The sequence below is a fragment of the Corynebacterium sp. HMSC067D03 genome (genome assembly GCF_001811185.1).
GTDB lineage: Bacteria > Actinomycetota > Actinomycetes > Mycobacteriales > Mycobacteriaceae > Corynebacterium > Corynebacterium coyleae.
Genome location: NZ_KV803780.1, coordinates 166,944 through 189,940, shown reverse-complemented (window position 1 = coordinate 189,940; position 22,997 = coordinate 166,944). Strand labels below are relative to the sequence as shown.

22 protein-coding genes are annotated in these 22,997 nt (G+C 62.5%); 10 read left to right on the top strand and 12 right to left on the bottom strand.

Annotation, left to right across the window (positions count from 1 at the left end):
• Positions 1–155 precede the first annotated feature (155 nt).
• From HMPREF2785_RS00805 to HMPREF2785_RS00795, 3 genes are all read right to left on the bottom strand, one after another.
• Complete coding sequence (locus tag HMPREF2785_RS00805; RefSeq protein WP_070613863.1) at positions 156–446, bottom strand: hypothetical protein; 291 nt, start codon at positions 444–446, stop codon at positions 156–158.
• Between the two features lie 36 nt (positions 447–482).
• The gene (locus HMPREF2785_RS00800; RefSeq protein WP_083279376.1) at positions 483–1,061 is read right to left on the bottom strand and encodes a hypothetical protein; all 579 of its coding nucleotides are present in this window, start codon (positions 1,059–1,061) and stop codon (positions 483–485) included.
• Positions 1,062–1,201: 140 nt separating this feature from the next.
• Entirely contained in the window at positions 1,202–1,510 is a 309-nt protein-coding gene (locus tag HMPREF2785_RS00795; protein ID WP_070613861.1) for an alpha-ketoglutarate-dependent dioxygenase AlkB family protein, read from the bottom strand.
• Positions 1,511–1,745: 235 nt separating this feature from the next.
• Here HMPREF2785_RS00795 and HMPREF2785_RS00790 point away from each other — a divergent pair, with 235 nt between their 5' ends.
• Positions 1,746–3,236 (top strand): HNH endonuclease signature motif containing protein, encoded by a 1,491-nt coding sequence (locus HMPREF2785_RS00790; RefSeq protein WP_070613859.1) that lies wholly within the window; start codon positions 1,746–1,748, stop codon positions 3,234–3,236.
• Position 3,237: 1 nt separating this feature from the next.
• Here the strand turns inward: HMPREF2785_RS00790 and thpR are convergent, their stop codons facing one another.
• Positions 3,238–3,780 carry an RNA 2',3'-cyclic phosphodiesterase gene (gene thpR / locus HMPREF2785_RS00785; protein ID WP_070613857.1) on the bottom strand — a complete coding sequence of 181 codons (543 nt, stop codon included), beginning with the start codon at positions 3,778–3,780 and terminating at the stop codon, positions 3,238–3,240.
• A gap of 25 nt (positions 3,781–3,805) precedes the next feature.
• Here thpR and HMPREF2785_RS00780 point away from each other — a divergent pair, with 25 nt between their 5' ends.
• Positions 3,806–5,923: an ATP-dependent RNA helicase gene (locus tag HMPREF2785_RS00780; RefSeq protein WP_070613919.1), complete on the top strand. Its 2,118-nt coding sequence runs from the start codon at positions 3,806–3,808 to the stop codon at positions 5,921–5,923.
• Here the strand turns inward: HMPREF2785_RS00780 and HMPREF2785_RS00775 are convergent.
• Positions 5,901–6,545 carry a Rib/alpha-like domain-containing protein gene (locus HMPREF2785_RS00775; RefSeq protein WP_070451973.1) on the bottom strand — a complete coding sequence of 215 codons (645 nt, stop codon included), beginning with the start codon at positions 6,543–6,545 and terminating at the stop codon, positions 5,901–5,903. The two genes, HMPREF2785_RS00780 and HMPREF2785_RS00775, sit on opposite strands and share 23 nt — an antisense overlap.
• 88 nt (positions 6,546–6,633) lie before the next feature.
• Here HMPREF2785_RS00775 and HMPREF2785_RS00770 point away from each other — a divergent pair, with 88 nt between their 5' ends.
• A complete protein-coding gene (locus HMPREF2785_RS00770) occupies positions 6,634–8,001 on the top strand; it encodes a basic amino acid/polyamine antiporter (RefSeq protein ID WP_070613855.1) in 1,368 nt (455 codons plus the stop codon).
• Here the strand turns inward: HMPREF2785_RS00770 and HMPREF2785_RS00765 are convergent.
• Positions 7,972–8,721: a TSUP family transporter gene (locus HMPREF2785_RS00765; protein ID WP_070613852.1), complete on the bottom strand. Its 750-nt coding sequence runs from the start codon at positions 8,719–8,721 to the stop codon at positions 7,972–7,974. The two genes, HMPREF2785_RS00770 and HMPREF2785_RS00765, sit on opposite strands and share 30 nt — an antisense overlap.
• An 18-nt stretch (positions 8,722–8,739) precedes the next feature.
• Between HMPREF2785_RS00765 and HMPREF2785_RS00760 the strand changes: the two genes are divergently transcribed.
• On the top strand, positions 8,740–9,759 hold the full coding sequence (locus HMPREF2785_RS00760; protein ID WP_141750600.1) for an AbrB family transcriptional regulator: 1,020 nt from the start codon (positions 8,740–8,742) through the stop codon (positions 9,757–9,759).
• On the opposite strand, the gene HMPREF2785_RS00755 is transcribed toward HMPREF2785_RS00760, so the two are convergent.
• Complete coding sequence (locus tag HMPREF2785_RS00755; protein ID WP_246821116.1) at positions 9,756–11,387, bottom strand: DUF885 domain-containing protein; 1,632 nt, start codon at positions 11,385–11,387, stop codon at positions 9,756–9,758. The genes HMPREF2785_RS00760 and HMPREF2785_RS00755 overlap by 4 nt on opposite strands.
• Positions 11,388–11,454: 67 nt before the next feature.
• On the opposite strand from HMPREF2785_RS00755, the gene HMPREF2785_RS00750 reads away from it, so the two are divergent.
• Positions 11,455–12,519, top strand: a complete 1,065-nt coding sequence (locus HMPREF2785_RS00750) for an ROK family transcriptional regulator (RefSeq protein WP_070613843.1) — start codon at positions 11,455–11,457, stop codon at positions 12,517–12,519.
• Positions 12,519–13,271, top strand: a complete 753-nt coding sequence (locus tag HMPREF2785_RS00745; RefSeq protein WP_083308797.1) for a hypothetical protein — start codon at positions 12,519–12,521, stop codon at positions 13,269–13,271. The genes HMPREF2785_RS00750 and HMPREF2785_RS00745 overlap by 1 nt, the downstream gene beginning before the upstream one ends.
• Positions 13,272–14,035: 764 nt before the next feature.
• Here HMPREF2785_RS00745 and HMPREF2785_RS00735 read toward each other — a convergent pair.
• Together HMPREF2785_RS00735 and HMPREF2785_RS00730 are read right to left on the bottom strand one after the other, a co-directional pair.
• Positions 14,036–15,175 carry a glycosyltransferase 87 family protein gene (locus HMPREF2785_RS00735; protein WP_070613841.1) on the bottom strand — a complete coding sequence of 380 codons (1,140 nt, stop codon included), beginning with the start codon at positions 15,173–15,175 and terminating at the stop codon, positions 14,036–14,038.
• Complete coding sequence (locus HMPREF2785_RS00730; protein ID WP_070613839.1) at positions 15,172–16,104, bottom strand: Sir2 family NAD-dependent protein deacetylase; 933 nt, start codon at positions 16,102–16,104, stop codon at positions 15,172–15,174. Before HMPREF2785_RS00730 ends, HMPREF2785_RS00735 begins: the two co-directional genes overlap by 4 nt.
• Before the next feature lie 36 nt (positions 16,105–16,140).
• Here HMPREF2785_RS00730 and HMPREF2785_RS00725 point away from each other — a divergent pair, with 36 nt between their 5' ends.
• Positions 16,141–17,022 (top strand): hypothetical protein, encoded by an 882-nt coding sequence (locus HMPREF2785_RS00725; protein WP_070613837.1) that lies wholly within the window; start codon positions 16,141–16,143, stop codon positions 17,020–17,022.
• A 143-nt stretch (positions 17,023–17,165) separates the two neighbouring features.
• Here HMPREF2785_RS00725 and amn read toward each other — a convergent pair whose 3' ends face one another.
• Complete coding sequence (amn, locus tag HMPREF2785_RS00720; RefSeq protein ID WP_070421970.1) at positions 17,166–18,524, bottom strand: AMP nucleosidase; 1,359 nt, start codon at positions 18,522–18,524, stop codon at positions 17,166–17,168.
• Between the two features lie 11 nt (positions 18,525–18,535).
• Complete coding sequence (locus tag HMPREF2785_RS00715) at positions 18,536–19,129, bottom strand: TetR/AcrR family transcriptional regulator (protein ID WP_070613835.1); 594 nt, start codon at positions 19,127–19,129, stop codon at positions 18,536–18,538.
• A 41-nt stretch (positions 19,130–19,170) separates the two neighbouring features.
• Here HMPREF2785_RS00715 and HMPREF2785_RS00710 point away from each other — a divergent pair, with 41 nt between their 5' ends.
• From HMPREF2785_RS00710 to HMPREF2785_RS00700, 3 genes are all read left to right on the top strand, one after another.
• The gene (locus tag HMPREF2785_RS00710; RefSeq protein ID WP_070613833.1) at positions 19,171–20,484 is read left to right on the top strand and encodes a M20/M25/M40 family metallo-hydrolase; all 1,314 of its coding nucleotides are present in this window, start codon (positions 19,171–19,173) and stop codon (positions 20,482–20,484) included.
• Between the two features lie 191 nt (positions 20,485–20,675).
• Positions 20,676–21,248, top strand: a complete 573-nt coding sequence (locus HMPREF2785_RS11440) for an excalibur calcium-binding domain-containing protein (protein ID WP_083308795.1) — start codon at positions 20,676–20,678, stop codon at positions 21,246–21,248.
• Positions 21,249–21,295: 47 nt separating this feature from the next.
• On the top strand, positions 21,296–21,847 hold the full coding sequence (locus tag HMPREF2785_RS00700; RefSeq protein WP_070613829.1) for a hypothetical protein: 552 nt from the start codon (positions 21,296–21,298) through the stop codon (positions 21,845–21,847).
• Here HMPREF2785_RS00700 and HMPREF2785_RS00695 read toward each other — a convergent pair.
• Complete coding sequence (locus HMPREF2785_RS00695; protein ID WP_070613827.1) at positions 21,826–22,983, bottom strand: alpha-amylase family protein; 1,158 nt, start codon at positions 22,981–22,983, stop codon at positions 21,826–21,828. The genes HMPREF2785_RS00700 and HMPREF2785_RS00695 overlap by 22 nt on opposite strands.
• Positions 22,984–22,997: the final 14 nt, after the last annotated feature.

Below are 22,997 nucleotides of genomic sequence, written 5' to 3'. Positions count from 1 at the left end.
ATTTGCCTTGATTTCTATTTTTGCTTGGGGCGCTGTCCATGTTTTATCTGTTTGGCACCATCCCAGAGCCTCAACAAAAAGGGGGACAACGACCAGCAGTACCCGAACCAGGGAATTTGCCAGCTTCGGGGTAAAACTTTCCCAAGATAAGCAAACTAGATAGGGTCGCATTTTCCATTTTTAACATCTCGTTTCTGCAGCTCAACAATTGATTCAGTGAGCGAGAAGTCCGGATTGTCCTTGCGGAACTGCTTGATTGCAGACGCTGAGGGGATGGGTAGGCTCGAATCGATTTCTTGGGCCTTCGAGAGGTTTCTGTTTGGCTTTAGTCCCCACACTCCGATGATTGCGAGAACAAGCGCTAAGACGAACTGCCCCGTAACGATGGCCACTACTGCCGCCCCAATTGACAAACAAGACCCTATGTACTCTAGTTTTTCGAGCATATCTTCCTCTTGTGCAACTATTGCTACATGCGTGCGCTAGTCGAAGCACTTTTCCTGCACGCCAGCGATTCCTACGAGCTCCGCCGCGAGTGCACCGACAGCTCCACCGAGAGCTTGCAGCTTCTCGTAGCTGAAGCTCGCCCCCCACATGACGCGAACGGCTTCCGCCACTCCTCCAAGTTCTTTGATATAGCGCTTTATCTTGAGAAGTTTGGCGGCTCCAACCAAATTACCTGCGATCATCCCCGTAATTGCCCCAGTACACCCAAGAACACTGGCGTAAGTAGTTACCCCCGGTGTCCCTGTCACAAGGTTTTGCTGGACCCATGTTTGAGTAGCAGCATCGCCTTGAAGGAGGACTTCATCTGGAATAGACATGATGGTTTTCAGGTCGGCTTCCATTTGCTGTGCCTGTTCGGCAAATGCAGGGTCAAATTCAGTGCTGGTGCCCGCTGCATGCTTCGTGGAAATCCCTTTACCATTGCTCTTTTGAGTGCTGATAGAGGGGGCGTCGGTGGGTGACGGAGTAGCGTACGCGGCTGACACTGACGCGACCGAGCATGCAATGGTCAGCGTGACTGCCCCTGCGAGGACACGATTACGGTGAAAAAACATAGTACCTCTCTAGTGGTGGACTGGATTGGAGACACTTTTGAAACTAACCGCCTACCTGCAGAAAGGGCAATAGTTCAGATCACTTCTGGAACTTTAGTATCCACAGTGGTTCCAAAGGTTGCACTCCTTTTTGGAGCGCCTTAATCTTTTCGGCTCAAAAACAACTTGACGCTGTCGCCGTTGGCGCCCCAGGGAGTGGTGGTAAATAGATCAGTGGTTAAAGAATTCGCCCAGAACCACCCGAGCGACAGCATCCACGCATCCATCTGCCCTTTGCCTACCCGTGGTTGGCGCATCGCCACCGGCGTGTCGGCAACCGACCTCGCCAATTCGCGCGCTTGTTCGATATTTTCCCGCTGCTCATCAGAGGTGAAAAACGCAGGTAAATGCACCACGCCAGGCATGACGCGGTTGGGTTCGCGTGGGATCACGGTGGCGTCGAAAAGCATCTGGCCAACATACCGTGTCGTGGCCGTTTTATATGATCTTCAAAATAACCACCCAGGATTTTCGAACACCTGAACTCTTTATTCTTCATTATTCCGTTATACCCCCTTGCGTATCGCTTGGTTGTTCGATACTATAGCACCATAGACGAAAGGGGGGACCATGACAACGGCAACCGCACCACCGAAAATTTTCCGCAGTCAGCGACCAGATGATCCAGACAGCCGAAACGCTCAAATGATTCGCGATATTTACTGGACAATGTTCGGCGAGTACGCATATCCGGGCCTCGAGGTGGATGATTTCGACCTCACTGTTGAGAAGGTGCAATCGGCCACCAGCTGGAACAAGGGGTTTGTGAAGAACGCGATCCTCGGACATGCAGTCCTACAAGAACTTCCACGGCTTCGCGCGCTACAGAGCAACACACGGGTGATGGACATCGGCCACCTGAGCGCTGCATATACCGCGATCGAGGAGCTCGGCCCAGATCCAGACGAGGAAGCACTCGCGCTTATCGACGAGATCCTGGTCGACACCTTCACCCCCAAACGCAACAACCAGCAGGTTCCGCAGCGCAAGACTGTCACCGACCGCATCCGCGCTGCAATTAAACGTCTGGACAAGTCGCGCGGGTACAACGCAAAGAAGCGCGACGAGCGCGAACAGGATACGAGCGACACGTTCCGGATCGACTGCTTCTCATTCGGTGGGGAGGATCGGGCGTCGATAGAGATATTCACCAACCCAATCGCCGCAGGTCGCGTCGGCGCAAGTGTGAAGGCTGTCGCCCGCGAACATGGCATCAGCATGCCCGAAGCCGCTTTGAAGTTGCTGTCTGGCGAGATCGCCGGTGCATCCATCACACCGGTGCTCAACGTGTACAGCCCGAAAGATCGCGAGGAGGGCGACCCCGTATATCTGCCTGGTTTGGGCTGGACAGATGCCGAGACCACCGCAGCCTTCGAAGAGTGGCTGGCTTCCACCGACCACGTCGAACGAGACCTCGACGCGGCAGCCGAACAGAAACTAGGCGGCTACGCACCGAACGAGGCAATGCGCCACGCTGTCATCGCCCGCGACGGGACCTGCATCTACCCCGGCTGCAACCGCGCAGCGCAGCAGTGCCAACTCGATCACCGCATCCCGTACGGCGAAGGCGGCGAAACTGCGGTGGAGAACCTGTTTGCACTATGCCAGCACCACCACAACCTGAAAACGGATCGCCGTGTGTTCTACATCCCCGATCCGGTCACCGGTGACATTGTTTGGCTCTTCGCGGACGGTACTTACGAAATCTGCACGCCGGAAGGCCTCCTCCACGAGCAAGTCACTCCGACGAACCCGCGGTGGAAGTCCAGCCTGGCCAACGTACGTAAAAACCGTGCCCGGGCCGCCGAGTTCTACGCCAAAGGCCACCGAATCCTGGACATTTTCGACGACACCCTCGACGAAGAAGCAGCCACCACCGCGATCGAAGAACTCGAGCAGGAATACAACATGGAATTCCCATTCGCACCCGAAATGCCGTGGGAAGAGCCACTCCCTCCAGAACCGGACGACGAGGAACCGCCGTTCCCAGACCCGGAAGACTACTACCCAGAGGAAAACCCGTTCCACGAACAACCAAAGATTGATCTGCCTTACTTCGCTCACAGATTCAGATTTGATGACCTTAAAAACCTGGTGCTTGATATCGATGGGGACAACTTTGGGCTGGCCACGTAGATCACCGCAGGTAGAACCTGTCCACAACGTCGTATTTCGGGCCGCCGCTTCTGCCTTTACCCAAGTGGGATTCAAGAAGCAGAACTTCGTCCACTGCGAATTCGGGGCCGGTGTAGATGGCGAGGGCGTGGGCGTGGTCGTCGAGAAGCAATGGGTCCCGAGTTCGCGTGCCGGTGCGGGCGACGGTGAGGTGCGCGCGTTGGCGGCGGCGCGCATCTGGGTCGAGTTGGCAGTCCGCCATGAGGTCTTTCAGAGGTGCTTTGTCGCCGCCGACTCCGATCCACATGGTGCGGCGTTCGAAGCAGCCGGCGCCCCGCAGATGCAAGCGGAGGGGCCGAGTGAAGGCAGTCGCTTGGGAGAGATGATCGGTGACCAGGTCGGCGTCGTTGGGTTGGTTGCCGTAAAACGCCAGCGTGATGTGCCAATTGTCGGGGTCGGACCAGCGCACTTCGGTGCCGGAGAAGTCCCGGATGGGGCGCAGGGCGGTGATGAGGTGTTCGCGGACTTCGTCGGGTGGGACGATCGCTGCGAAGAGGCGTCTCATGCCCCACACGCTACCCTGGATTGCCATGTTCGACCTGGCGAAAATCGGCCGCGACCTTCCGGTGGCGCGAGTCGTGGACAAGATCCCCCACCGCGGTCCCCTTGTGGTGGAAGCGCCGCCGGGTACGGGCAAGACGACGTTGATCCCGCCGGCGATCGCAAACATTGCAGGAAAGACGCTGGTCACGGCGCCAAGGAGGGTGGCGGTGCGGTCGGCGGCGAGGAGGCTTGCGTTTCTCGACGGCACGCCTCTCGGCACCAAAGTCGGCTACTCCATCCGCGGAGAGCACAAGGATGGCTCCGAGGTGGAGTTCGTAACCCCCGGGGTGTTGTTGAATCGCCTGCTCAAGGACCCCGGTTTGGAGGGGGTCGGTGCGGTGGTGATCGACGAGGTGCACGAGCGCCAACTGGACACGGACCTGGTGTTGGCGATGTGCATGGAGGTGGCGTTGCTTCGCGACGACCTCTACCTCGCCGCCATGTCCGCCACCCTGGACGCACAGAAGTTTGCCGACCATATGGGCGCGCAGGTCCTGTCCACGGAGGCGGTGACGCACCCACTGGACATCACCTATGCGCCCCATCCGGACAGGATCCGGGGAACGCGCGAGTTCTACAAACACGTGGCGCAACAGACGCACGGCACGGAGCGGACCTTGGTATTTGTGCCGGGTGTGCGCGAGGTGGATTTGGTGTGCGGGTTCCTGGACGATGCGGTCCCCCTCCATGGGAGGCAGAGCAGCAAGGAGCAGGATGAGGCGCTAAATGGGCCGGCGAGGGTGGTTGTGGCGACGTCGGTGGCGGAGTCGTCGATAACTGTGCCGGGTGTACGCAAGGTGGTGGACGCCGGACTATCCAGGGTGCCCAAGAGAGATAACAGGGGCATGACTGGCCTGGTTACGGTGTCGGAGGCGAAGACGAGTGCGGATCAGCGTGCGGGTCGTGCGGGCAGGCTCGGGCCGGGCGAGGTGGTGCGGGTGTTTTCGCGCGACGATTACGCCAACTTCCAGGCGGACATCACACCCGAGATCCTCACGGCGGATCTGACGGATGCGTTGTTGACGATGAAGGCGTGGGCGTCGCCGGACCTGCCGCTGTTGGATCAGCCGAAGGACCTCACGGAGGCGGAGCAGAATCTGGAGGCGATTGGGGCGCTAAGCAACGGAAAGATCACCAGCTTTGGCAAGAGGTTGGCCAGTTTCCCGCTGGATCCGCGGCTAGGCGCGGCACTGTTGACGTTCGGTTCGCAGGCGGCGGGCACGATCGCGCGGCTTGCTGGTGAGGTGGATGCGAAGCGGCTGCGCAGGCTTGTCGACGACAAAGGCCCGGCGGACCCCGGCGAGGTGATTGCGGCGGCGTTTCCGCAATGGATTGCGAAGAAGGTCGGCGAGGGCGAGTACCTGTTGGCGTCGGGGACGCGCGCGAAGTTCAACTCGCATAGTGAGTGGATCGCGGCAGCGGAGATCCAGCGCACACCGACACAGGTGATCATCCGAGATGCCGAACCGATCGCGTTTCCGCAGGACAGGGTGACCGAAACCAAGAAAGCAATGCTTGTCGACGACAAGGTACGCGGCCGGCTCGTCACCTCCGTCGGTGCGATTGAGCTCTCCTCCACCCCGATCAAACTGACTCCCGACGAGGCGGCGGAAGCGCTCACCCACCTGCGGTTTGAGGACTTCCCGCTCACCGACAAGGAGCAGCACCTGAAGGAACGGCTGGACTTCCTGCACGCCACCCTTGGGTGGCCGGATGTGAGCGAAGGGGACTATTCGGTTGAGGTTTCCGAGGTGGCGAGGGGGTCGTCGATAGGCAATTGCGATATGCGGGCGGCGATGTTGCGGCAACTGGATTGGAAGCAGGTTGCGGAGTTGGACCAGGTGGCGCCGAAGGAGTTTGAGTATGCGTCTGGCAGGCCGGTGAAGCGGGTGAAACTGCAGCACATGTTTGGCAAACACGGCCAAACAGTCGCGGGCGTGAAGGTGCTGTACCACCTGCTGTCGCCTGCGGGTAGGCCGCTTGCGGTGACGGATGACCTGGACAGTTTTTGGGCGGGGCCGTACCAGCAGGTGCGCAAGGAGATGCGGGGCCGCTACCCCAAGCATGCGTGGCCGGAGGACCCTACTTCACACACTGGGAAATAATCGCGCCTGCGCCAGCGAGGCCTGCGACGGCGAGGATGGCGGCGATGCCGAGGTCAACGTCGCGGGAGTTGAGGTCCCGAAGTTTCAGATCGACGCTCAGGGCGTTCTCGACGACCAGGTTGAGGTCGTTCTGACGCGCGACCAGCGGCAGGCTCATCTGGGAAGCGAACCCAAGCGGCAGCAGCACGAGCAGTGGCAGGCCGACGCCGATGGCGGTAGCGGAGCACTTCGGGGAGACCTCGGGGGCGTATTCGACGAGTGCGTCGAGGATCGCGCCTTCCTGGTTGAGGTCGGTCGAAGCGTCCTTGCTGATGGTGACGCGGACGGAGAAGACTCGCTCGGTCTCGTCGGCAAGCACTGCGCGGACGGGCCACTCGTACACACCGGGGGTAACCCCCTCCCCCGGCGTGAGGTGGATGGAACCGTCGGGGTTCAAGGTTGCCCAACGCGGTAAGTCTTCGGCTTCGTACCAGGCTTCGCCGATGGGCAGGGGTGCCTCGATGGTGGCGGTTAGTCCCGGCACGACTGCTGTTTGTTTGTATCCGTCATCGGCATACGCTGGGGAAACGGTTGCCAACGACAGTGCAATGGCACATGTCATTGCCGCAATTTTCTTGCGCATTTGCCGCCTCCCTCAGTTGTTTATGCTTTAAACGTTCTGTATCGATTGATGATTGTAGTAGACAACCCCTGGGGTAGTGTTAGTCGCCATGACAAAGCGCACCGTTTCGGTCTGGACGCTGGTCTCCCTCATCATCGGATCGACCATTGGTTCCGGCATTTTCGCGCTCCCCCAAAACATCGGCTCGGTCGCGAGCCCCGGAGCGATGCTTGTTGGTTGGGCAATTGCCGGTGTCGGCATGTTGTCCATTGCTTTCGTGTTCCAGATCCTGGCGGTGAGGAAACCCCACCTGGACTCCGGCGTGTACGCCTACGTGCGCGCCGGCTTGGGTGACTTCATCGGATTTACCGCAGGTTGGGGCTACTGGCTCGGCTCGGTGATGGCCCAGGTTGGGTATGCCACCTTGTTCTTCGGCACACTGAGCCACTATGTGCCGGTGCTCCAGAACCGCTGGGTGTTGGCAATCGCGGTGTCCGCAATGAGCTGGCTGATCCTGTGGGGGCTGACGCGCGGCCTGAAGCAGGCGGCGGTGATGAACGTGGTCACCACCGTGGCAAAACTCGTACCCATCCTGGCGTTTATTGTGCTGGTGGCGTTCCTAGGCTTCTCGTGGGACCGCTTCACCACCGACTTCTGGGGCAACGCCAACAGTGCGCCGTTTAGTGCTCAGTTGAAAGGCATCATGCTGTACACGGTGTGGGTGTTCATCGGTATCGAGGGCGCGTCGGTGTACTCCAAGCAGGCTCGCCGCCGCAGCGATGTGGGCCGTGCGACCATCATCGGCTTCCTGTCGGTGTTGGCCCTGCTCGTGGCGGTGTCCACCCTGTCCTACGGTGTGCTCAGCCAGGAAGAGTTGGCGGCGCTGCCGGACAACTCGATGGGCGCCGTGCTTGAGGCAGTTGTCGGCCCGTGGGGTGGCGCGCTGGTCTCTATCGGTCTGTGCTTGTCGGTGCTGGGTGCGTACGTGTCGTGGCAGATGCTGTGCGCCGAACCGATTGTGATGATGGCCCGCGATGGGTTGTTGCCCAAGCGATTGGCGACGACCAAGAACGCCCAGGTTCTGTCCACCATCGTGATCCAGCTGTTCGTGGTCGTGTTCTTCGTCTCGGCGGCGTCGTACAACGGCATGGTGCAGTTGGCCACGATCATGTACCTGCTGCCCTACATCTTCTCCTCCATCTACCTGGTGCTCATCGCGCGTGATCATCACGTTCACCTGGTGGTGGGGTTGATCGGTTCGGTGTACTCACTATGGCTGATTTACGCGGCGGACCCGGTATACGTGCTGTTGGGCGCGCTGGCGGTGGTGCCGGGCATGGTGCCGTACGTGGCTACCCGGCGCGCCAACAACGAGCGTTCCTTCAACACCTTTGAGTGGTTCGTTGTGGCGTTGGTGCTGATCGGCGCGGTTGCGGCCATTTATGGCCTAGCCAATGGCTCCCTGGTCCTTGAGTAGTTTCACGCACAGCACCACCACGAGGATGAGCAGGGCGACGCGCACCAGTTTGGAGCCGCCCTTGAGTACCGTTCTTGTGCCGATCTGTGCGCCGATCACGTTGGCCACCGCCAGGATCAGCGCCAGTTTCCAGTCGATGTAGCCACCCAGCCCAAAGACAATCAGCGCGCCGAGGTTGGTGGCGGTGTTGACCACCTTTGCCATCGCCGCGGACTGGAGGAACTGCTGCGTGAAAATGGCGGTGAACGCCATGATCAAAAACATGCCGGTGCCTGGGCCGAAGATGCCGTCGTAGGCGCCGATCAGTGCGGCGGCTGCGATTCCCAGAGCAATTCTTATCGACGACACCCTTCTCTCCCCGGTCGTCCCAAACGTGGGTTTGACCACCACGAAGATGCCGACGGCGATTAGGAGGGTGATGATGATCGGGTTGGCGATGGAGTCGTCGATAAGCGAAACTGCAGTTGCTCCAAGCGCGGCGGCGATGCCTGCGATGAGGGCGTAGATCCACGTGAACTTGGGCACCCCGACGCGGCGAACAAGCGAAACTGCGGCCGAGGCGGTGCCACTGATCGCCGCGACCTTGTTGGTGGCGAGCACGGATGCGGCGGGCATGCCGGTCGTCGCCATGAGGATTGGGATGAGCACGAGGCCCCCGCCGCCGATCACCGCATCGATCCAACCGGCGAACGCTGAGGCTGCGATAAGGAAGGCGAGCATACGACTACTATGCACCACATGAACCGTTGGATCGTCGCTGCTCCGCTGTCGGTGCTGTGCGGTCTCGTGTTCACCTACCTTCACGTGCCGGCCGCATGGATTCTCGCCGGGATCGTTGGTGCTGGAACGGTCGCGATTGTCACTGAGCGTGACCTGCGGATCAACGAACACCTGTTCACCCTCGCCCGCGGTGTGATCGGCGTGGTGGCGGCGCTGCCGCTGGTAGGTATTCCACCAGGTGATTTGCTGCCGTTTTTGCTTCCGGGTCTGCTTGCGGCGGTGCTGGTAATTGCGGTGGCGTTCTTTGGTGGCCTGGTGTTGGCAAACCATGGTGTCTCCAGGAAGACGGGCGTGCTGTCATTGCTGCCGGGAGGGGCGTCGCTGATGCCGGCGCTGGCTCGGGACCTCGGCGCGGACATGCGCTACGTCAGCCTGAGCCAGTACCTGCGGTTGCTGACGGTGTCGATAACACTGCCAGTGGTGGTGTCATTTTTGGATGCGCCCGCCGCCGGCGAAGTCATGCACCTCAAGCCCTATTGGTGGATGTGGTTGCTGGTGCCGGCACTGATCGGGGTGGGAATTCCACTCGGCAAGGTTTCTCGGCTGCCCAACCCGTCCATTTTCGGGCCGATGCTGGTCACGGTACTGGTTGGGTCGTTCGCAGACTTCACCATTGTTCCCCCGGAACCACTGAGCATTACGGCATTCCTAGCGCTTGGCTGGATGTGCGGCGGCGGCCTGTCCGTGCCGGCGTTGAAGGCGTTTTCCAAACTGCTGCCGGCGACGATGGCCTACATCGTCGGTCTCATGGTGTTCTGTGCGGGCATCGGGTGGGTCGTAGCCAAGTGGCTGGGTCTGACCCTCTACGAGGGCTACCTCGCCGCCACACCCGGCGCGCTCGAGACCGCGCTGGCACTGTCCGCCGAGGGTGGAGCCGGACCCGCCGTGGTGGCACTGCAGCTCATCCGGCTGATCTGCGTGTTGATCTTCGCCGGGTTCGTCCCCCGAATCCTGAAACGAATCGAGCGAGACGACTAGTGCAGGATCGCGTGGGCCAGGATATCCATCGGCATTGAGCCCAGGCTCAGCGCCTTCGTGTGGAACTCGTCCTGGGTCATGCCGCGGCTGAGAGCCTGGTCGCGCAGGTCGATCCAGTCCTTGAAACCCAGGGCATACGACGGGGCTTGGCCCGGCCAGCCCATGTAACGGTCCAGCTCGAAGACCAGGTTGGCTTCCGCCATGGCGGTGTTGTCGCGCAGGAAGGCCTTGGCGTACTGGGCGTCCCACACGCCGGTGCCTTCCGGGGTGGTCTTCTTCAGGTGTACGCCGATGTCCACCATCACGCGCGCGAGGCGCAGACGCATGGAGTCGAGCAGACCCATGCGGTAGCCGAGGTCTTCGCGGTAGCCATCCATGAGGTGCTCGGCGTAGAGCGCCCAACCTTCGCCGTGGGCGGAGTTCCAGCAGACGGAGCGTCGCCAAATGTTCAGTTCACCGCGGTTGAGCAGGGCGTAGGCGTGCTGCAGGTGGTGGCCCGGGATGCCCTCGTGGAACACGGTGGTCAGCTCCTGCCAGGTGTGGAACGTCTCCTGGCCTTCTGGGACGGACCACCACATGGTGCCGGGACGGATCATGTCGTCGCTTGGCGGGGTGTAGAAGATACCGCCGGAGCCGGCGCGGTCGATGGCGCACTCCACCGGGGGCATGCCCTCGGGGATCGGGAACACCTTGGCCACGTCTTCGTTGACGCTGTTCATCCAGGCGAGGAGGTTGTCGGTGCCGTGGATGGTGTAGCGCTCGTCCTGGTTCAGGTGGCGGTATGCGGCGGCGACGGAGTCGTCGTCGTAAAGCTTGCGCGCGATCTGCTTCTGCTTATCGACGGTGCGCTTCAGTTCCTCCTGCGCCCAGGCGTAACCCTCGTCGAGGTCCACGTTGCGGCCGTGGAAAAGTTCGGCGAACAGTTCGTAGCGCTCGCGGCCCACGGCGTCGTCGTGGGGGGACTTGGGTCCGAGTTCGGTGGAGAGCCAGTCGGCCATCTGTGTGAACGCGGCCTTCGCCTCTTCGACGATCTTGGACTCCGGCGGGAGGCCCAGTTCGTCGAGTTGGGAGTCGTTTTCGCCCAGCGCCTCGCACTGGTTGATCACGGTGTCAATCTGGCGGTGGGATGCCACATCGCCGGCAGAGGCAGCCTCTGCCAGGGATTCGCGGTAGCCGGCGAGCGCTGCCGGGATGCGGGACATGCGGGAGGCGATGGCGTCGAAGTCCTGCTCCGTCACGCGCGGCATCAGCGCGAACGAGTCGCGGATCTCCTGAATCGGTGAGGCAATGTTGTTCAGCTGGCGCAGGAGCTCGCCGCGGTGGTGAAGCTCGAGCTTCATACACAGGCGGTCGCGCAGGATGGCGGCTGTGAGGTTGTCTACGTCGTCGAAGTCGTCTTCGTCGTCGGAGTCATCGGTGGAGTCGTTCAATGCGTCAACGTCGGCGATGAGGTCGCGCATGCGGTCTGCGACCCGGTCCCAGTACTCGGGGGAAAAGTCCTGCAATTCGCCGTCGTGGCCATCGATGCCAATTTGGGTTGCCAGCGTGGGAGAGATGGCTGCGAGGTCGTAAACGAAATCCTCGCAGGTGGCGTCGAGAAGCGACGGCTCGCGCATGGGTTGGCTCATGGTGGGCGATTGTATAGGAGCTGGCCAAATGGACAATTCGTCGCACCATCCAGTAAATATATTCATTATGGCTTGGGCTTCGTTTTCTCGTCCTCGTACTCCCGCGGCGAAATGCCTGCACCTCATTCGCCTGCAGGAACTCACCTCCCGCAGCGAGCTCGTCCGCGCGACCGGCCTGTCCCAGCCCACTGTCACCCGCGCAATCGCGGCGCTTGTCGACGCCGGATACGTCACCGAACGCAACGACCTCACCCAATCCCAAGGCCGCGGACGGCCCACCATCCCCCTCGAACTCGCCGAAACTACCGAAACGCACGCGGGTGTGTCCGTGGGCACCGACTCCACCTACATCGCCCTGTTCGACCTCAAGGGCCGCACGCTGCGCAGCGTGGACGTGGACCTGCCGGTCTCGCGTATGAGCGAGGACGACTTCATCCAGCACATCATGGCCGGCCTGAACAAACTGACCACCAGCGTCGGCCGCCCGCTCGCCACCGTGGGCGTGACCACATCCGGCACGGTGCGCGGCAGCGGCGACGTCTACGCCCCCAACCTGGGGTGGGACGGGGTAAACATCGGCGATCAGATGCGCGAGCAGTTCTCCGTGCCGGTGCAGGTCACCTCGATTTCCAGCGCGATTGTCGGCTCTGAGATGCAATCCACCGCAGACCTGGACACCCCGTCGGTGATGGCGCTGTTTGCCGACGACTCCCTCGCCTGCGCCATCTCCAGCCCCGAAGGGGTCAACCCCATCGAGGTCGAGCAGGGCGAGCTGACCACCCAGGGCCTGCTGGACGCCATCGATGTGCCCACGATCCGCACCCTGCGCCAGGCGGTGGAGGACGCCGGGGAAGCAACCCGTTCCGCGCTCGACAACCGCGCCCGCGGCCTGGGCACGCTCGTGGCTGGGCTGTGCTCCGACCACTGCCCCAACACGGTGGTTGTTGCAGGCAGTGCGTTTATCGACGACCCCCTCGCCTCCACTCCCTTCGCCCGCACTGTCCGCGAACACACCTCCGGCCCGATCGATCTGCGCCTGATCCCTAGCCACAAGGATGTGGTGCGCGACATCGCCCGCGCCGTGGCGTTGGATTACGTGCTTCGCGAGCCCCTGGCGGTTGCGGGGGCGTAATGCGCAAGGTCGCCTGGGTTGCCGTGCTACTGCTGGCCGGCTGTTCCACAGAAGTTCCGGTTGAGCCGTTGCAGACCGAGGCAGTACCGACGCAGACGCAGGAGCAGTATGAGGGCCTTGAGGGGGTCGTCGCAAAGATTGAGGAGGCGACAAACACCGAGGTGGGCGTCGCTCTTTACGACGGCACCACCCTCACCCAAGCCGGCTCCCTGGATACCCTGCCGGCCTGGTCCACCATCAAAATCCCCATCGCACGCGCCGCCGAACGGCACTGCGAATACGACCACGCCACCATCGCGGACTTCACCCAGGCCTCCATCGAATGGTCCGACAACGACTCCGCCCGCGCCCTATGGGACTGCATGGGCGACGACCTCGAAGCCGCCAAACTCGTCGGCGAGGAAATCGAAAAAGCCGGGCCGCACGTCAACGTGCGCGGCGCGTTTGGCACCACCAGCTGGACGTTCGCCGACCAGGCGAAATACGCCCACTACTTAAGCACCCGCGACCAATCCCAACCCGTCCTGGCGGACATGCGCAACATCACCGAAGACCAGGCCTACGGGCTCGGCCAGTTGGGGGTTCCGTTCAAAGGCGGCTGGTCAGACGTGGAGGAAGACGGCTCCTGGCACACCCGCCAACTCGGCTGGATCAAACACGTTGGGGTAGCCATCGGCGCGCGCAGCGCCGACGGCAGCTACGAGGACACCATGGATGCCCTCGACCAAGTCGCCGAGGCTATCGCCCCATAAACTTATCGGCGATCGGGCGCAGGTACGGCTCGATGAACTTCACAATCGCGGCCAGGATCGACAGCACCGTCAACACAATGCCCACGGTCCGACGCACGTCGTCCGGCGACTTATCGCCGACACCCGCGAAGACCAACTTCTTCGGCGTGGTGTTCGGGGTTTCGTTGCCATCCGCCGGACGGTGCAGAACCACCTTCTGGGAACCCTGCGGCATGGATTCCACGTCGGTCGGCTTGTATCCCACCACCGCAGCCGATGCCTCGCCCTCAGCGGTGACCGCACCGGCGAAACCGACACGAGTCACGGTGGGGTTCAGGAACGTGTGCAGGTGGCCGGTCATGCTGTTCTTGTCGTCGGACCACTTGCCGTTCAGACGCTTCAGGTCCGCCAGCTCGCCATAGCCCCACCCCTGCATGGCGCGGCTCATGTTAGCCGTGCTGTGCAAGTTCGCGCCCCAGCCTCCTTTGCCGCCGATGGTGGCGGTGTCCTCCGGGCCGCAGTTGTCCGTACACGTTGCGTTGAACGGGCGGACGTGCGCGAACTTCTTCGCCGCCTCCACCGCACGCTGCAGTGCGATCAGGTTGTAGCCGGTGTCCAGTTGCACCGCGTTGACGTACTTCTCGCGGGTATCCAGGCCCTGTTCTGCAGCAACCGTGCGGAGCGGTTTTCCGTCGTATGGCACGTTCTGGTCCCACATGTCGCCGCGGAGCTTGCGCAGTTCACTGATGCCGGTTTCCGCATCGTTGGTCAGGTTGAACTTCGTCTCAAGCGCGATGACCTGGTCGGCGGGCTGGTTGAGTTCCACGCCGGTAACGGGGGCCGGGTCGGCGGAGGCTGCTGGGGCGAGGACGAGTGCTGTGGCTGCCGCGGTCGCTGCGGCGTATAAACGGATGCGCATAACCCGAGGGTAGCGCGTACCACGCCATAAAGAGCACTGGCACGGCAATGTAAAGGAACTGCGGGGCGCCAGGCCAGAGCACTACCGAAGCGTACGGGGCCATCAGCACCATGAGCGCCACCGAACCGTAGCGCTCGAAGACGAACACGCCAAGCGGCACGATCCATACCCAGTGGTGGTACCAGGAAAACGGACTAACCAGGCACGCGGTCAGGCCGATGAAGGAGACGGCGAGGGGTGCGGGGGCTCGTCGACAAGCAAGAAGCGCAAGGATGGTCACGGCGGCACACAGCGTGAGCCACAGCAGCGTCGAATCCATCCCGGCGCGGGCCAGCACTTGGCGTATGGACTGCGCCCCCGGATTCTCGTCCACCCCAATCCGTTGCGTGCTGAAGATCGCGCGCGTCCAAAAGTTCGGCGCGTCCACCACGTTCATCCCGCTCGCCGCAGTGCACACGAACGTGAACGCGGCAACGAATGCCGAGCCCCACCTGCGCTGATAGATCAACAACACGATGAAAAACGCGGGCGTGAGCTTGATCCCCGCAGCCAGGCCCGTCCCGATGCCCGGCAGCCTGTTCTTCGGCAGGAAATCCAGGCACACCAGCCCCATGAGCAGCAGGTTCACCTGCCCGAAGTACAGCGTGCCCTGCACCGGCTCCGTGCACAGCACGAAAAAGGCCACCAGCGGCACCACGTGCTTCTTGCTTATCGACGACCCCCACACCACCCCGGCCAACACCACCACACTGGCCAACTTCCAGGCGACGCCGAACCACTCCTCGGTTGGCAGCCACGAAAACACCACGCCCGCAAACGGCGGATACGTAAACGGCAAGCCCGGCAACAGGTCGTGCGCATAGAGCGGCAGGTGGTCCTTCACCTGCTGCCCGCCCAGCACGTAGACGTGGAGGTCACTTGGGTAGGCGGTGGAAAACGCAGTCTCCAACGGCGTAGTGATGTAACGATAAACCGCTACTGCAACAACAATGAGCAGGAGAATCACAAGTCGAGCCCGTCCAGGATCGCATCCATGGCGTCAGCGACGTCAGTGCGCCACAGCGTGTCCACCTTCGTATCCGCACGCCCCGGCCCACCATTGATCACAGCGGTAGGTTTGCTCTGCTTCTTCGCATCCAGAATGAACTTGTAGCCGCTCATCACCGCAAGCGACGTGCCAATCGCAACCACCCCCGTCGACTCCGCCAGCCACTGATCGGCCGGTGTTCGCGTGGCCTTTGGCACGTTCTCACCGAAGTAGACCACGCTAGGCTTCAGGCGCTCCGAACCACAGTTCGGGCAGGTGATCATGCGGAAGCGCTCCACGTCCTCTTGGCGCAGTTCCACGTCGCCGTCCGGGTTGATCATCGTCCCGACCACCTCGACAGAATTGAAGTAGTTGGGGTTGGCGGCGGTGAGGAGGTCGTCGATAAGCGATCGCTCATGCAACACATTGCAGTCCAGGCACACCACATGCTCCATATCGCCATGCAACGCAATCACGTTTCGCGAGCCCGCCTGTGTGTGCAGTCCATCGACGTTTTGCGTGACAATGCCACGAATCAGGCCGGCCTGCTCGAGCTCCGCAAGCGCAAAATGCGTCCGGTTTGGCCGCGCCGCCCGCATGAACTGCATACCGACGAACGCACGCGCCCAATACCGACGCACCTGACGCGGCGAATGCGCGAACTCCTGAAACGTCATCGGACGGCCCTTGGTCAAACGGCCGGTTTCGGAGCGATAGTCGGGAATGCCCGAATCCGTCGACACGCCCGCGCCCGTGATGACCAGCGTTTTTGGGTTCCTTAACTGTTCTATGACGCGTTGCTGTGCGTTCGGGGTCGGCGTTGCCGTTTCCTTGACCACCCGCTCAATCGAACGCACAGCGGACCGATGCGCCATCGCAATCGCAGGGTCGTCGAAGAAAGTTTCCATCGCCAGGCAGTGTACAAACCACCTAGGATTTCCCGCATGGGGGAATGGAAAGCCGAAATCAGAACCAACCTTGTCGACGTCCGGGGGCAGACATATCTCAGCAGCGACCTGCTTCGCCTATCCACGTCACACGCGCTGGCGCGCCGCTCGTACGACGCCTTGAAGGTCCACCAGCAGCACTGGGCCCGGGCCTACTGCGCGGGCCTTGCCGTCCACGCCGCCGTGATCACCGGCCGCGCCTCCGCCTACCTCAACGACATGTGGGTCGTGAACACGCCGCTAGACCAGGTCGCGCTGGTGTTGCCGTCGGTGCCGCGGCGCTCAACATGGCCCGCCGGCGTACGCTACGTGCAACGCACACTCCCCGCCTCCCGGATCCGCCGCGGGGAAGCCATGTCCACTACGTCACCATTGCAAACCTTTCTGGACATTGCCCGCCTCGACGGCTTCACCCACGCACTCGTCGCCGCAGACTGGCTCGTCCAACGCGGTGGCTTCACACCGGCCCAGCTTCAGCACCTCGTCGAAACTGAGCCGCGCTTCCCAGGCAAACCCGCCGCCCGCCTGGCCGCGCAGCACGCGTCGACCCTGTCCGAATCCGCACCCGAGGCCTACGCGCGCGCTTTGCTCATCGAAGCCGGCATCACCGACGTCCGCGCCAACGTCACACTCACCCGGTGGAGGTACCGCGTTGACCTGCTGATTAACGGGTGGTTGGGAGTTGAGATCGATGGGCGCGTGAAGTACGACGACACCACCTTCGGCCCTGCGCACAAGGCACTTCTCGACGAGAAAACGCGCGCCGACCGCCTCGGCAACGCCGGCCATCCCCTGCTCCGGTACACGCCGCGCTACCTGGAGGAGCACCCCGAGGAGTTCGTCGGGGCGGTGCGGGCGCGCCTCGAACTTGGCCGTTAGGTGTGCGGGGTTTTGTTCATATGCAGGGCTCGATATGCGTAAGTGCAGGTCAGCGCGTTTTCAGAAATTTCGGCCAATTTTCCGCAAAACGCCGTGACCAGGGGTTACGCATATCGAGCCCTGCATATGAAGCCGCGAAGGACTTACCGGAACGGGACCTCACCGATCGTGCGGCGCAGCTTCCGGGTCCGGAGACGTTCGGGGCGCCGGGCAAGCTTCTCCATCGCACGCACGGCACACATGACGTGGGCTTCCTTCGAGTTGGAGTAGAACGCCTGGGCGCCGGCGGGCAGTTTCGGCACAGCGTGCAACGGCAGGTCGGACACCGCGAGCAGGGTGCCGTAGGGGACGCGGTAACGGTAGCCGTTGGCGGCGATGGTGCAGGACTCCATGTCTACGGCTGCGGCGGTGGATCCCCGGAGCCATTCCCACAGGTCCTGCGGGTCTTTCCACTCCCAGTTCCGGTCGCCGGTGGACAGGACGGTGCCGGTGCGCATCAACGACGTGTCGTCGCCGTAGACCTTGGTCACGGCCTTTTCCAGGGTGCGTTGCACTTCGGGGACGGCGGGGATGGGCAGTTCGCGGCGCAGGTAGTCGTCGAGAACGTGGTCGTGGCGTTCGTAGGCGTTGCCGAGGATGAGGTCGCCGATGCGCATGCGGGCGTCCAGGCCGGCGCAGTGGCCGATCATGATCCACGCTTCCGGACGCAGAACGGCCAGCGAGTCGGTGATGGTTTTGGCGTTGGAGGGGCCGACGCCGATGTTGATCATGGTGATGCCGTCGCCGTTTTCGGTGATCAGGTCGTAGCGCGGCATCTGGAACTTCGACCCCAGCTCCAGGTCTTCGAGCGCGACGGTGTCGGAAACTGTTTCGCCGGAGGGGAGGACGAGGCGGGTGTAGCGCGAGTCGGGGTCGGACAGTTCACGCAGGCCGAAGCGCACGAATTCGGTGACGTGCATGGCGTAGTTGGTGAACAGGATGTAGCGCTGCAGGGTGTCCACGTCGATGCCGGTGTAGTGCTCGAGTCGCGCGATGGCGAGGTCGAAGCGTTGCGGGCCGAAGTGGAACAGGGGTTTTTCCGGACCGTGGAAGGCGTCCCAGTGGCCGTCGACAATGGCGTCGTGGACGTCGTCGAGGGCGGGTCGGGGCAGGTTGCGTGTTTCGTCGATAGGCGGTGTGCCCTTGATGTAGGCGGGCGGGATGACGATATCGGAGTACTCCACACGCATGGAGCACGGATAGTTCGAGGTCAGCGCCTCGAGTTGGGCGGTGAGGTAGTCCTCGAGCAGGTCGGGGCGGGAGAGGACGGCGGAGTAGGTGCCGGCTTTGTCGACGTAGCCGAAGGTTTTGGAGCGGTCGATGGGGCGCCATTCGAGCACGTCCACGGTCAGTTTGGGGTAACGCACTTCTCCGTAGCGTTCGAAGTCCCCGGCGCGTGCAATGTCGCACGACGTGTTGTACAGGGCTTTTAGCTTCTCGACGACCTCACGTACCTGGCTCATACTCCGCCAGGCTACTCACGAATGAGCACGCGGCGCACGGCTTCGGCGCGGCGACCGAACTCCTCTGTGGGAACGCCTTCGCGGATGCACTGCTCGATGAGTTGCTGCATGCCGGCGATGTAGAACCGGGCCATGTCATCGATGAGCTCGTCGGTCACGCCGCCCTTCCAGTCGCGGGCGCGCGGCAGGAGCTGTTCGCGCATGGTGGGCAGCATGACCTCGTAGACCTGGTTGTCCAACAGGCTGTGGATCGGCGAGTCGATGATGCGTGTGGCGGCGGTGTAGTGACCAGCGGTCGCCTGCGCCAGTGCAGTGACCGACGCTTCAAAGTTTCTGTCAATGCTGAATCGTTCCGCGAAACCGCCATAGGCTGCTAGTACCCACTGTGCAGCGGTGGCAAGCACGAGACCGTCACGGTCTTCGAAGTGCTGGTAGAACACCTGACGGCTCACGCCGGCTTCTTTCACGATTTGCGAGACGTTGAGCTCAGCGACTTCGTAGTCGTTGAGGAGGCGCATGGTGGCGTCGATTAGCGCCTTGCGAGTGCGCAACGCGCGCGGGTCTTGACTATCCGAGCGACGGCCCGGGAGGGGAGTTTCAGTCATCCCATGTCTCCAAAAAATCTCCGACATTAGTGTTATGTGGTATGAGCCTAACCGATGACACTCTGGAACTGTTACATGCCCTTATTAGAAATGGATGCGTCAACAATCTGACGGCAGATTCTGGACACGAGGAAAGAAACGCCCGCACGCTGCAGGAATTCTTCGGTGATACCCGTGTAAACGTCGAACGCTTCGAGCCTCACCCGGGTCGAGTTTCCGTAGCGTTTTCCATCGAAGGCACCGACCCCAACGCCGAGCCACTCACCCTTTTGGGCCACACCGATGTCGTGCCCGTCGACGAGGACAAATGGACAGTTGACCCGTTTGGGGGTGAGATCAAAAACGGCCGCATGTACGGGCGCGGCGCCACCGACATGCTCTACATCACCGCAGCGATGGCGGCGGCTGTGCGCGACGTCGCCCTCTCTGGCACGCAACCCAAAGGCACCCTGACCTTCGTGGGGTGTGCCGACGAGGAAGCCCGCGGCGGCCTCGGCGCGGCGTGGCTCGCCGAAAACGCGTCCTTCTCCTGGGCGAACTGCTTATCCGAGGAGGGCGGCTCACACCTGCCCGTGTCTGACGGCTCTGACGCACTCGTGGTCGTCGTCGGCGAGAAGGGCGCCGCGCAACGCCGCTTGACCGTGCATGGCGACGCCGGCCACGGCTCCGCACCGTTCGGCCGCGACATGGCCGTGACCAAAATCGGTGAGGTCGCGCGCCGCATCGCCACCATCACGCCCGCAGTGCGTAGCGACGACATCTGGGAGGGCTACGTCCGCGCCTGGAAATTCGACCCCGACACCGAAGCCGCCCTGCTCCGAGGCGAAGGCTACGAGGCGTTCGGTCAGCTGCAGAGCTATTCCCACGCCATGAGCCACCTCACCATCTCCCCCACTGTGCTGCGTGCCGGCGAGGCGATCAACGTGTTGCCGTCCGTCGCCTGGATGGAGCTCGACATCCGCCCGCTGCCTGGCCAAACGCAAGAAGAGATCGACGAGTTGCTCCGGGAAGCGCTCGGCGACCTTGCCGACGAGGTGGAGATCACCCACCTCATCACCGAACCCGGCACCGTCTCCCCCACCTCGGGCCCGCTTTACGACGCCATCGTGGACACCTTCCACGAATTCTTCCCCGACGTCCCCGTCGTCCCGACGATCGCGGCGGGTGGATCCGACCTGCGCTTTGCTCGTCGTAAAGGTGGCGTCGGCTACGGATTCGCCCTCCACGGGCGCGGCGAAACGCTGGGGTCTGTTCTAGGTGAGCTCCACAGCCACGACGAATCCGTCTCCCTCGAAGACGTCGACCTCACCGTCCGGGCGTACCGTTCCCTGATCCGCCGCTTCGTCGGGGCGTAGTCCCGCCGGTCCCGGGTTTTCCGCGCCGCGTCCGCGCCTTTCCCGTTCATATGCAGGTCTCGATATGCGTAACTGCTGGTCAAAGCGATTTCCAAATTTTCGGGCGATTTTCACGAAAACCTCTTGACCTGGGATTACGCATATCGAGACCTGCATATGAATCAAAGGTGTTCACGTGGGATGCTTAACGCATGAAGGAAACTCTCGTAGCGGCACTTGTCGCCAGCGCCGTCACTGCCGGAACGTTAACAGCACCCGCAGCCGAAGCCGTGGAACCAAGCACTACCGCGACAGCCACCCCAGTCACGACTACTGCGAATCCCGAGCAGAACCCCACCATCGAAGAGGAATACACCCCGCTTGAGATCGCGCTTGGACTTGCTGGCGCCATTGCCGTGTACGGAGCGATCGCTGCTGGCACATGCTGGGCGATGAAAGAGGGATTCATTCCGAACCCTGCACCGAAGTACATCCCTTGCCACGCGAAACCGAAGCCCGCTCCGAAGAAGCCCGCCCCAAAGCCAGCACCGAAGCCCGCTCCGAAGCCTGCACCCAAACCTGCACCGCGGCCCGCTCCAGCCCCTACTCCGAAGCCGGTGCAACGGCCGGCGCCTGCCCCGGCACCCGCGCCGTCGAGGACATACCCGAACTGCCGCGCCGTTTGGAGCGACTTGGGACGCCCCATTCGAAGCAATGACCCGGGCTACGGCTCCCACCTAGACCGCGATGGCGACGGGATTGGATGCGAAAGGCGCCCGAAGTAGCTCTTCCCACCTGTCACATCTGCCCCATCCGTGACATACTGTCCCGCATGAAGTTTCGTACTCTCGCTATGACCGCTGCGCTGGCCGGCACGATCGCCGCCGCGCCGACCGCCCAGGCTGACGCCATCGACGACACCCTGGCGAAGCTGCCCGCGGGCCCGATCTCGTGCGACCAGGCCTCCCGCTACTGGACCAATGACGCCGACTACCAGCAGAAAGTCCGCCAGGCGCGCACGATCGCGATGTTCGACCGTCGCGGCCCGCAGATCCTGGACGCGCTTTCGCGTGTCGACGAAGCCGCCAACCGCTGCGGCCTCAAAGGCACCACCGGCGGCAACAACACCAACTCCAACAACGCCGCGCCGAAGCAGAACGCGCCCGCGCAGCAGCCAGCACCTGCCCAGCAACCAGCACCGCAGCCAAAGCAGCAGCCGAAGATTCAGCCGCAGTTCCCGGAGCGCATCAACCTCACCCCGGCTGGTATGCCGTCGGTTGATGTGCCGGTCGCGGGCGTGACCACGCTGCAGTTGCCGGACCTGCTGAAGTTGCTGCAGGACGCGTTGGCGCAGATCCTGGCTTACTTCAAGATCCAGCTGTAAAGCTCGTTGCCGTCGGCGTGGATTCGCACGCCGGGCGTGGGGTCGAGCCACAGGTCGGTTTGCAGTGAGTGTTCGCCGTCGGTGCAGGTAAACGAGATCGTTTCGTTGGTCTTGTCCAGCACCTCGACGCGGGCGCGCGTGAGCCATGCGTTGCGACGACGCACCCCAATCAACTTCTGATACTCCCCATAAATCCAGCCGCCCAGGGGTGAGAGTTCCGCCGGGGTGGCTGGTAGGGCGGGGCGCACGGCGTCGTCGGCAGACCAGCCCTCCCCGCGGGTGCCGGTGAAGCCTTGCTCGTCGCCGTAGTAGATCGACGGCATGCCGGGCACCGTCATCAGGATCGCGGCGGCGAGGATGAGTTTGTCGGTCCCGACCGTGGAGGCGATCCGGTCAACGTCGTGGTTGCCAATGAACGTGTTGGTCAAAAGGTCTGCGGGGTGGCGTTCGAGGGCGTGGGCGAGTTCCCAAAAGTTGGCGTCGACAAGCGAGGACCAGGTGGCTTTCCACAGTTCGTACTGGGTGACCGCGTCGAGGGTGCCAGCCGCAGCGATCTCTGCGTAGTCGCCGTGGATGACCTCCCCGAGGAACATTGCGTCGGGGAACTCTTCGCGCACGCGGGCGAGCACGTCGCGCCAGAACTCGGGCGGGACGGCGTAGGCGACGTCGAGGCGCCACCCCGCGATGCCGCGACGCAGCCAGTGGCACATGATGTCGACGACTGCGTCCCGGATCGCCGGCTCATCGTGGTGGAGGGTGGCCAGTTCGTTGTGCCCCTCCCAGTCCGTGTCGCCGGCAAGGCCTTGCTCGACCCAGGGGTGGGTGCGGGCCACGTGGTTAAACACCCCGTCGAGCATGATGTTGATGCCACGTGTGGTGCAGGCGTTGATAAGCCAGTCGATGTCGGTGTCGTCGCCAAGCCGTGCGTCGATGCGCATGTGGTCGAGGGTGTCGTAGCCGTGGGTGACCGACTCGAAGATGGGGCCGAGCAGCAGGCCGTTGCAGCCGAGTTCGACCAGGTAGTCCAGCCACGGCTCGAGATCACGCAAACGGTGAGCCGCGTCTTTGGTGTCGCGGATCGGGGCGCCGAGCGCGGCCAACGGGTAGACGTGCCACCAGATTGTGCGGTCCAACATGAGCCCGAGCCTAC

Bases quoted from the DNA above. Each gene is read 5' to 3' on its own strand.
- HMPREF2785_RS00805 (WP_070613863.1), bottom strand. From the start codon at position 446: ATGCTCGAAAAACTAGAGTACATAGGGTCTTGTTTGTCAATTGGGGCG.
- HMPREF2785_RS00800 (WP_083279376.1), bottom strand. From the start codon at position 1,061: ATGTTTTTTCACCGTAATCGTGTCCTCGCAGGGGCAGTCACGCTGACC.
- HMPREF2785_RS00795 (WP_070613861.1), bottom strand. From the start codon at position 1,510: ATGCTTTTCGACGCCACCGTGATCCCACGCGAACCCAACCGCGTCATG.
- HMPREF2785_RS00790 (WP_070613859.1), top strand. From the start codon at position 1,746: ATGATTCGCGATATTTACTGGACAATGTTCGGCGAGTACGCATATCCG.
- thpR (WP_070613857.1), bottom strand. From the start codon at position 3,780: ATGAGACGCCTCTTCGCAGCGATCGTCCCACCCGACGAAGTCCGCGAA.
- HMPREF2785_RS00780 (WP_070613919.1), top strand. From the start codon at position 3,806: ATGTTCGACCTGGCGAAAATCGGCCGCGACCTTCCGGTGGCGCGAGTC.
- HMPREF2785_RS00775 (WP_070451973.1), bottom strand. From the start codon at position 6,545: ATGCGCAAGAAAATTGCGGCAATGACATGTGCCATTGCACTGTCGTTG.
- HMPREF2785_RS00770 (WP_070613855.1), top strand. From the start codon at position 6,634: ATGACAAAGCGCACCGTTTCGGTCTGGACGCTGGTCTCCCTCATCATC.
- HMPREF2785_RS00765 (WP_070613852.1), bottom strand. From the start codon at position 8,721: ATGCTCGCCTTCCTTATCGCAGCCTCAGCGTTCGCCGGTTGGATCGAT.
- HMPREF2785_RS00760 (WP_141750600.1), top strand. From the start codon at position 8,740: ATGAACCGTTGGATCGTCGCTGCTCCGCTGTCGGTGCTGTGCGGTCTC.
- HMPREF2785_RS00755 (WP_246821116.1), bottom strand. From the start codon at position 11,387: ATGAGCCAACCCATGCGCGAGCCGTCGCTTCTCGACGCCACCTGCGAG.
- HMPREF2785_RS00750 (WP_070613843.1), top strand. From the start codon at position 11,455: ATGGCTTGGGCTTCGTTTTCTCGTCCTCGTACTCCCGCGGCGAAATGC.
- HMPREF2785_RS00745 (WP_083308797.1), top strand. From the start codon at position 12,519: ATGCGCAAGGTCGCCTGGGTTGCCGTGCTACTGCTGGCCGGCTGTTCC.
- HMPREF2785_RS00730 (WP_070613839.1), bottom strand. From the start codon at position 16,104: ATGGAAACTTTCTTCGACGACCCTGCGATTGCGATGGCGCATCGGTCC.
- HMPREF2785_RS00725 (WP_070613837.1), top strand. From the start codon at position 16,141: ATGGGGGAATGGAAAGCCGAAATCAGAACCAACCTTGTCGACGTCCGG.
- amn (WP_070421970.1), bottom strand. From the start codon at position 18,524: ATGAGCCAGGTACGTGAGGTCGTCGAGAAGCTAAAAGCCCTGTACAAC.
- HMPREF2785_RS00715 (WP_070613835.1), bottom strand. From the start codon at position 19,129: ATGACTGAAACTCCCCTCCCGGGCCGTCGCTCGGATAGTCAAGACCCG.
- HMPREF2785_RS00710 (WP_070613833.1), top strand. From the start codon at position 19,171: ATGAGCCTAACCGATGACACTCTGGAACTGTTACATGCCCTTATTAGA.
- HMPREF2785_RS11440 (WP_083308795.1), top strand. From the start codon at position 20,676: ATGAAGGAAACTCTCGTAGCGGCACTTGTCGCCAGCGCCGTCACTGCC.
- HMPREF2785_RS00700 (WP_070613829.1), top strand. From the start codon at position 21,296: ATGAAGTTTCGTACTCTCGCTATGACCGCTGCGCTGGCCGGCACGATC.
- HMPREF2785_RS00695 (WP_070613827.1), bottom strand. From the start codon at position 22,983: ATGTTGGACCGCACAATCTGGTGGCACGTCTACCCGTTGGCCGCGCTC.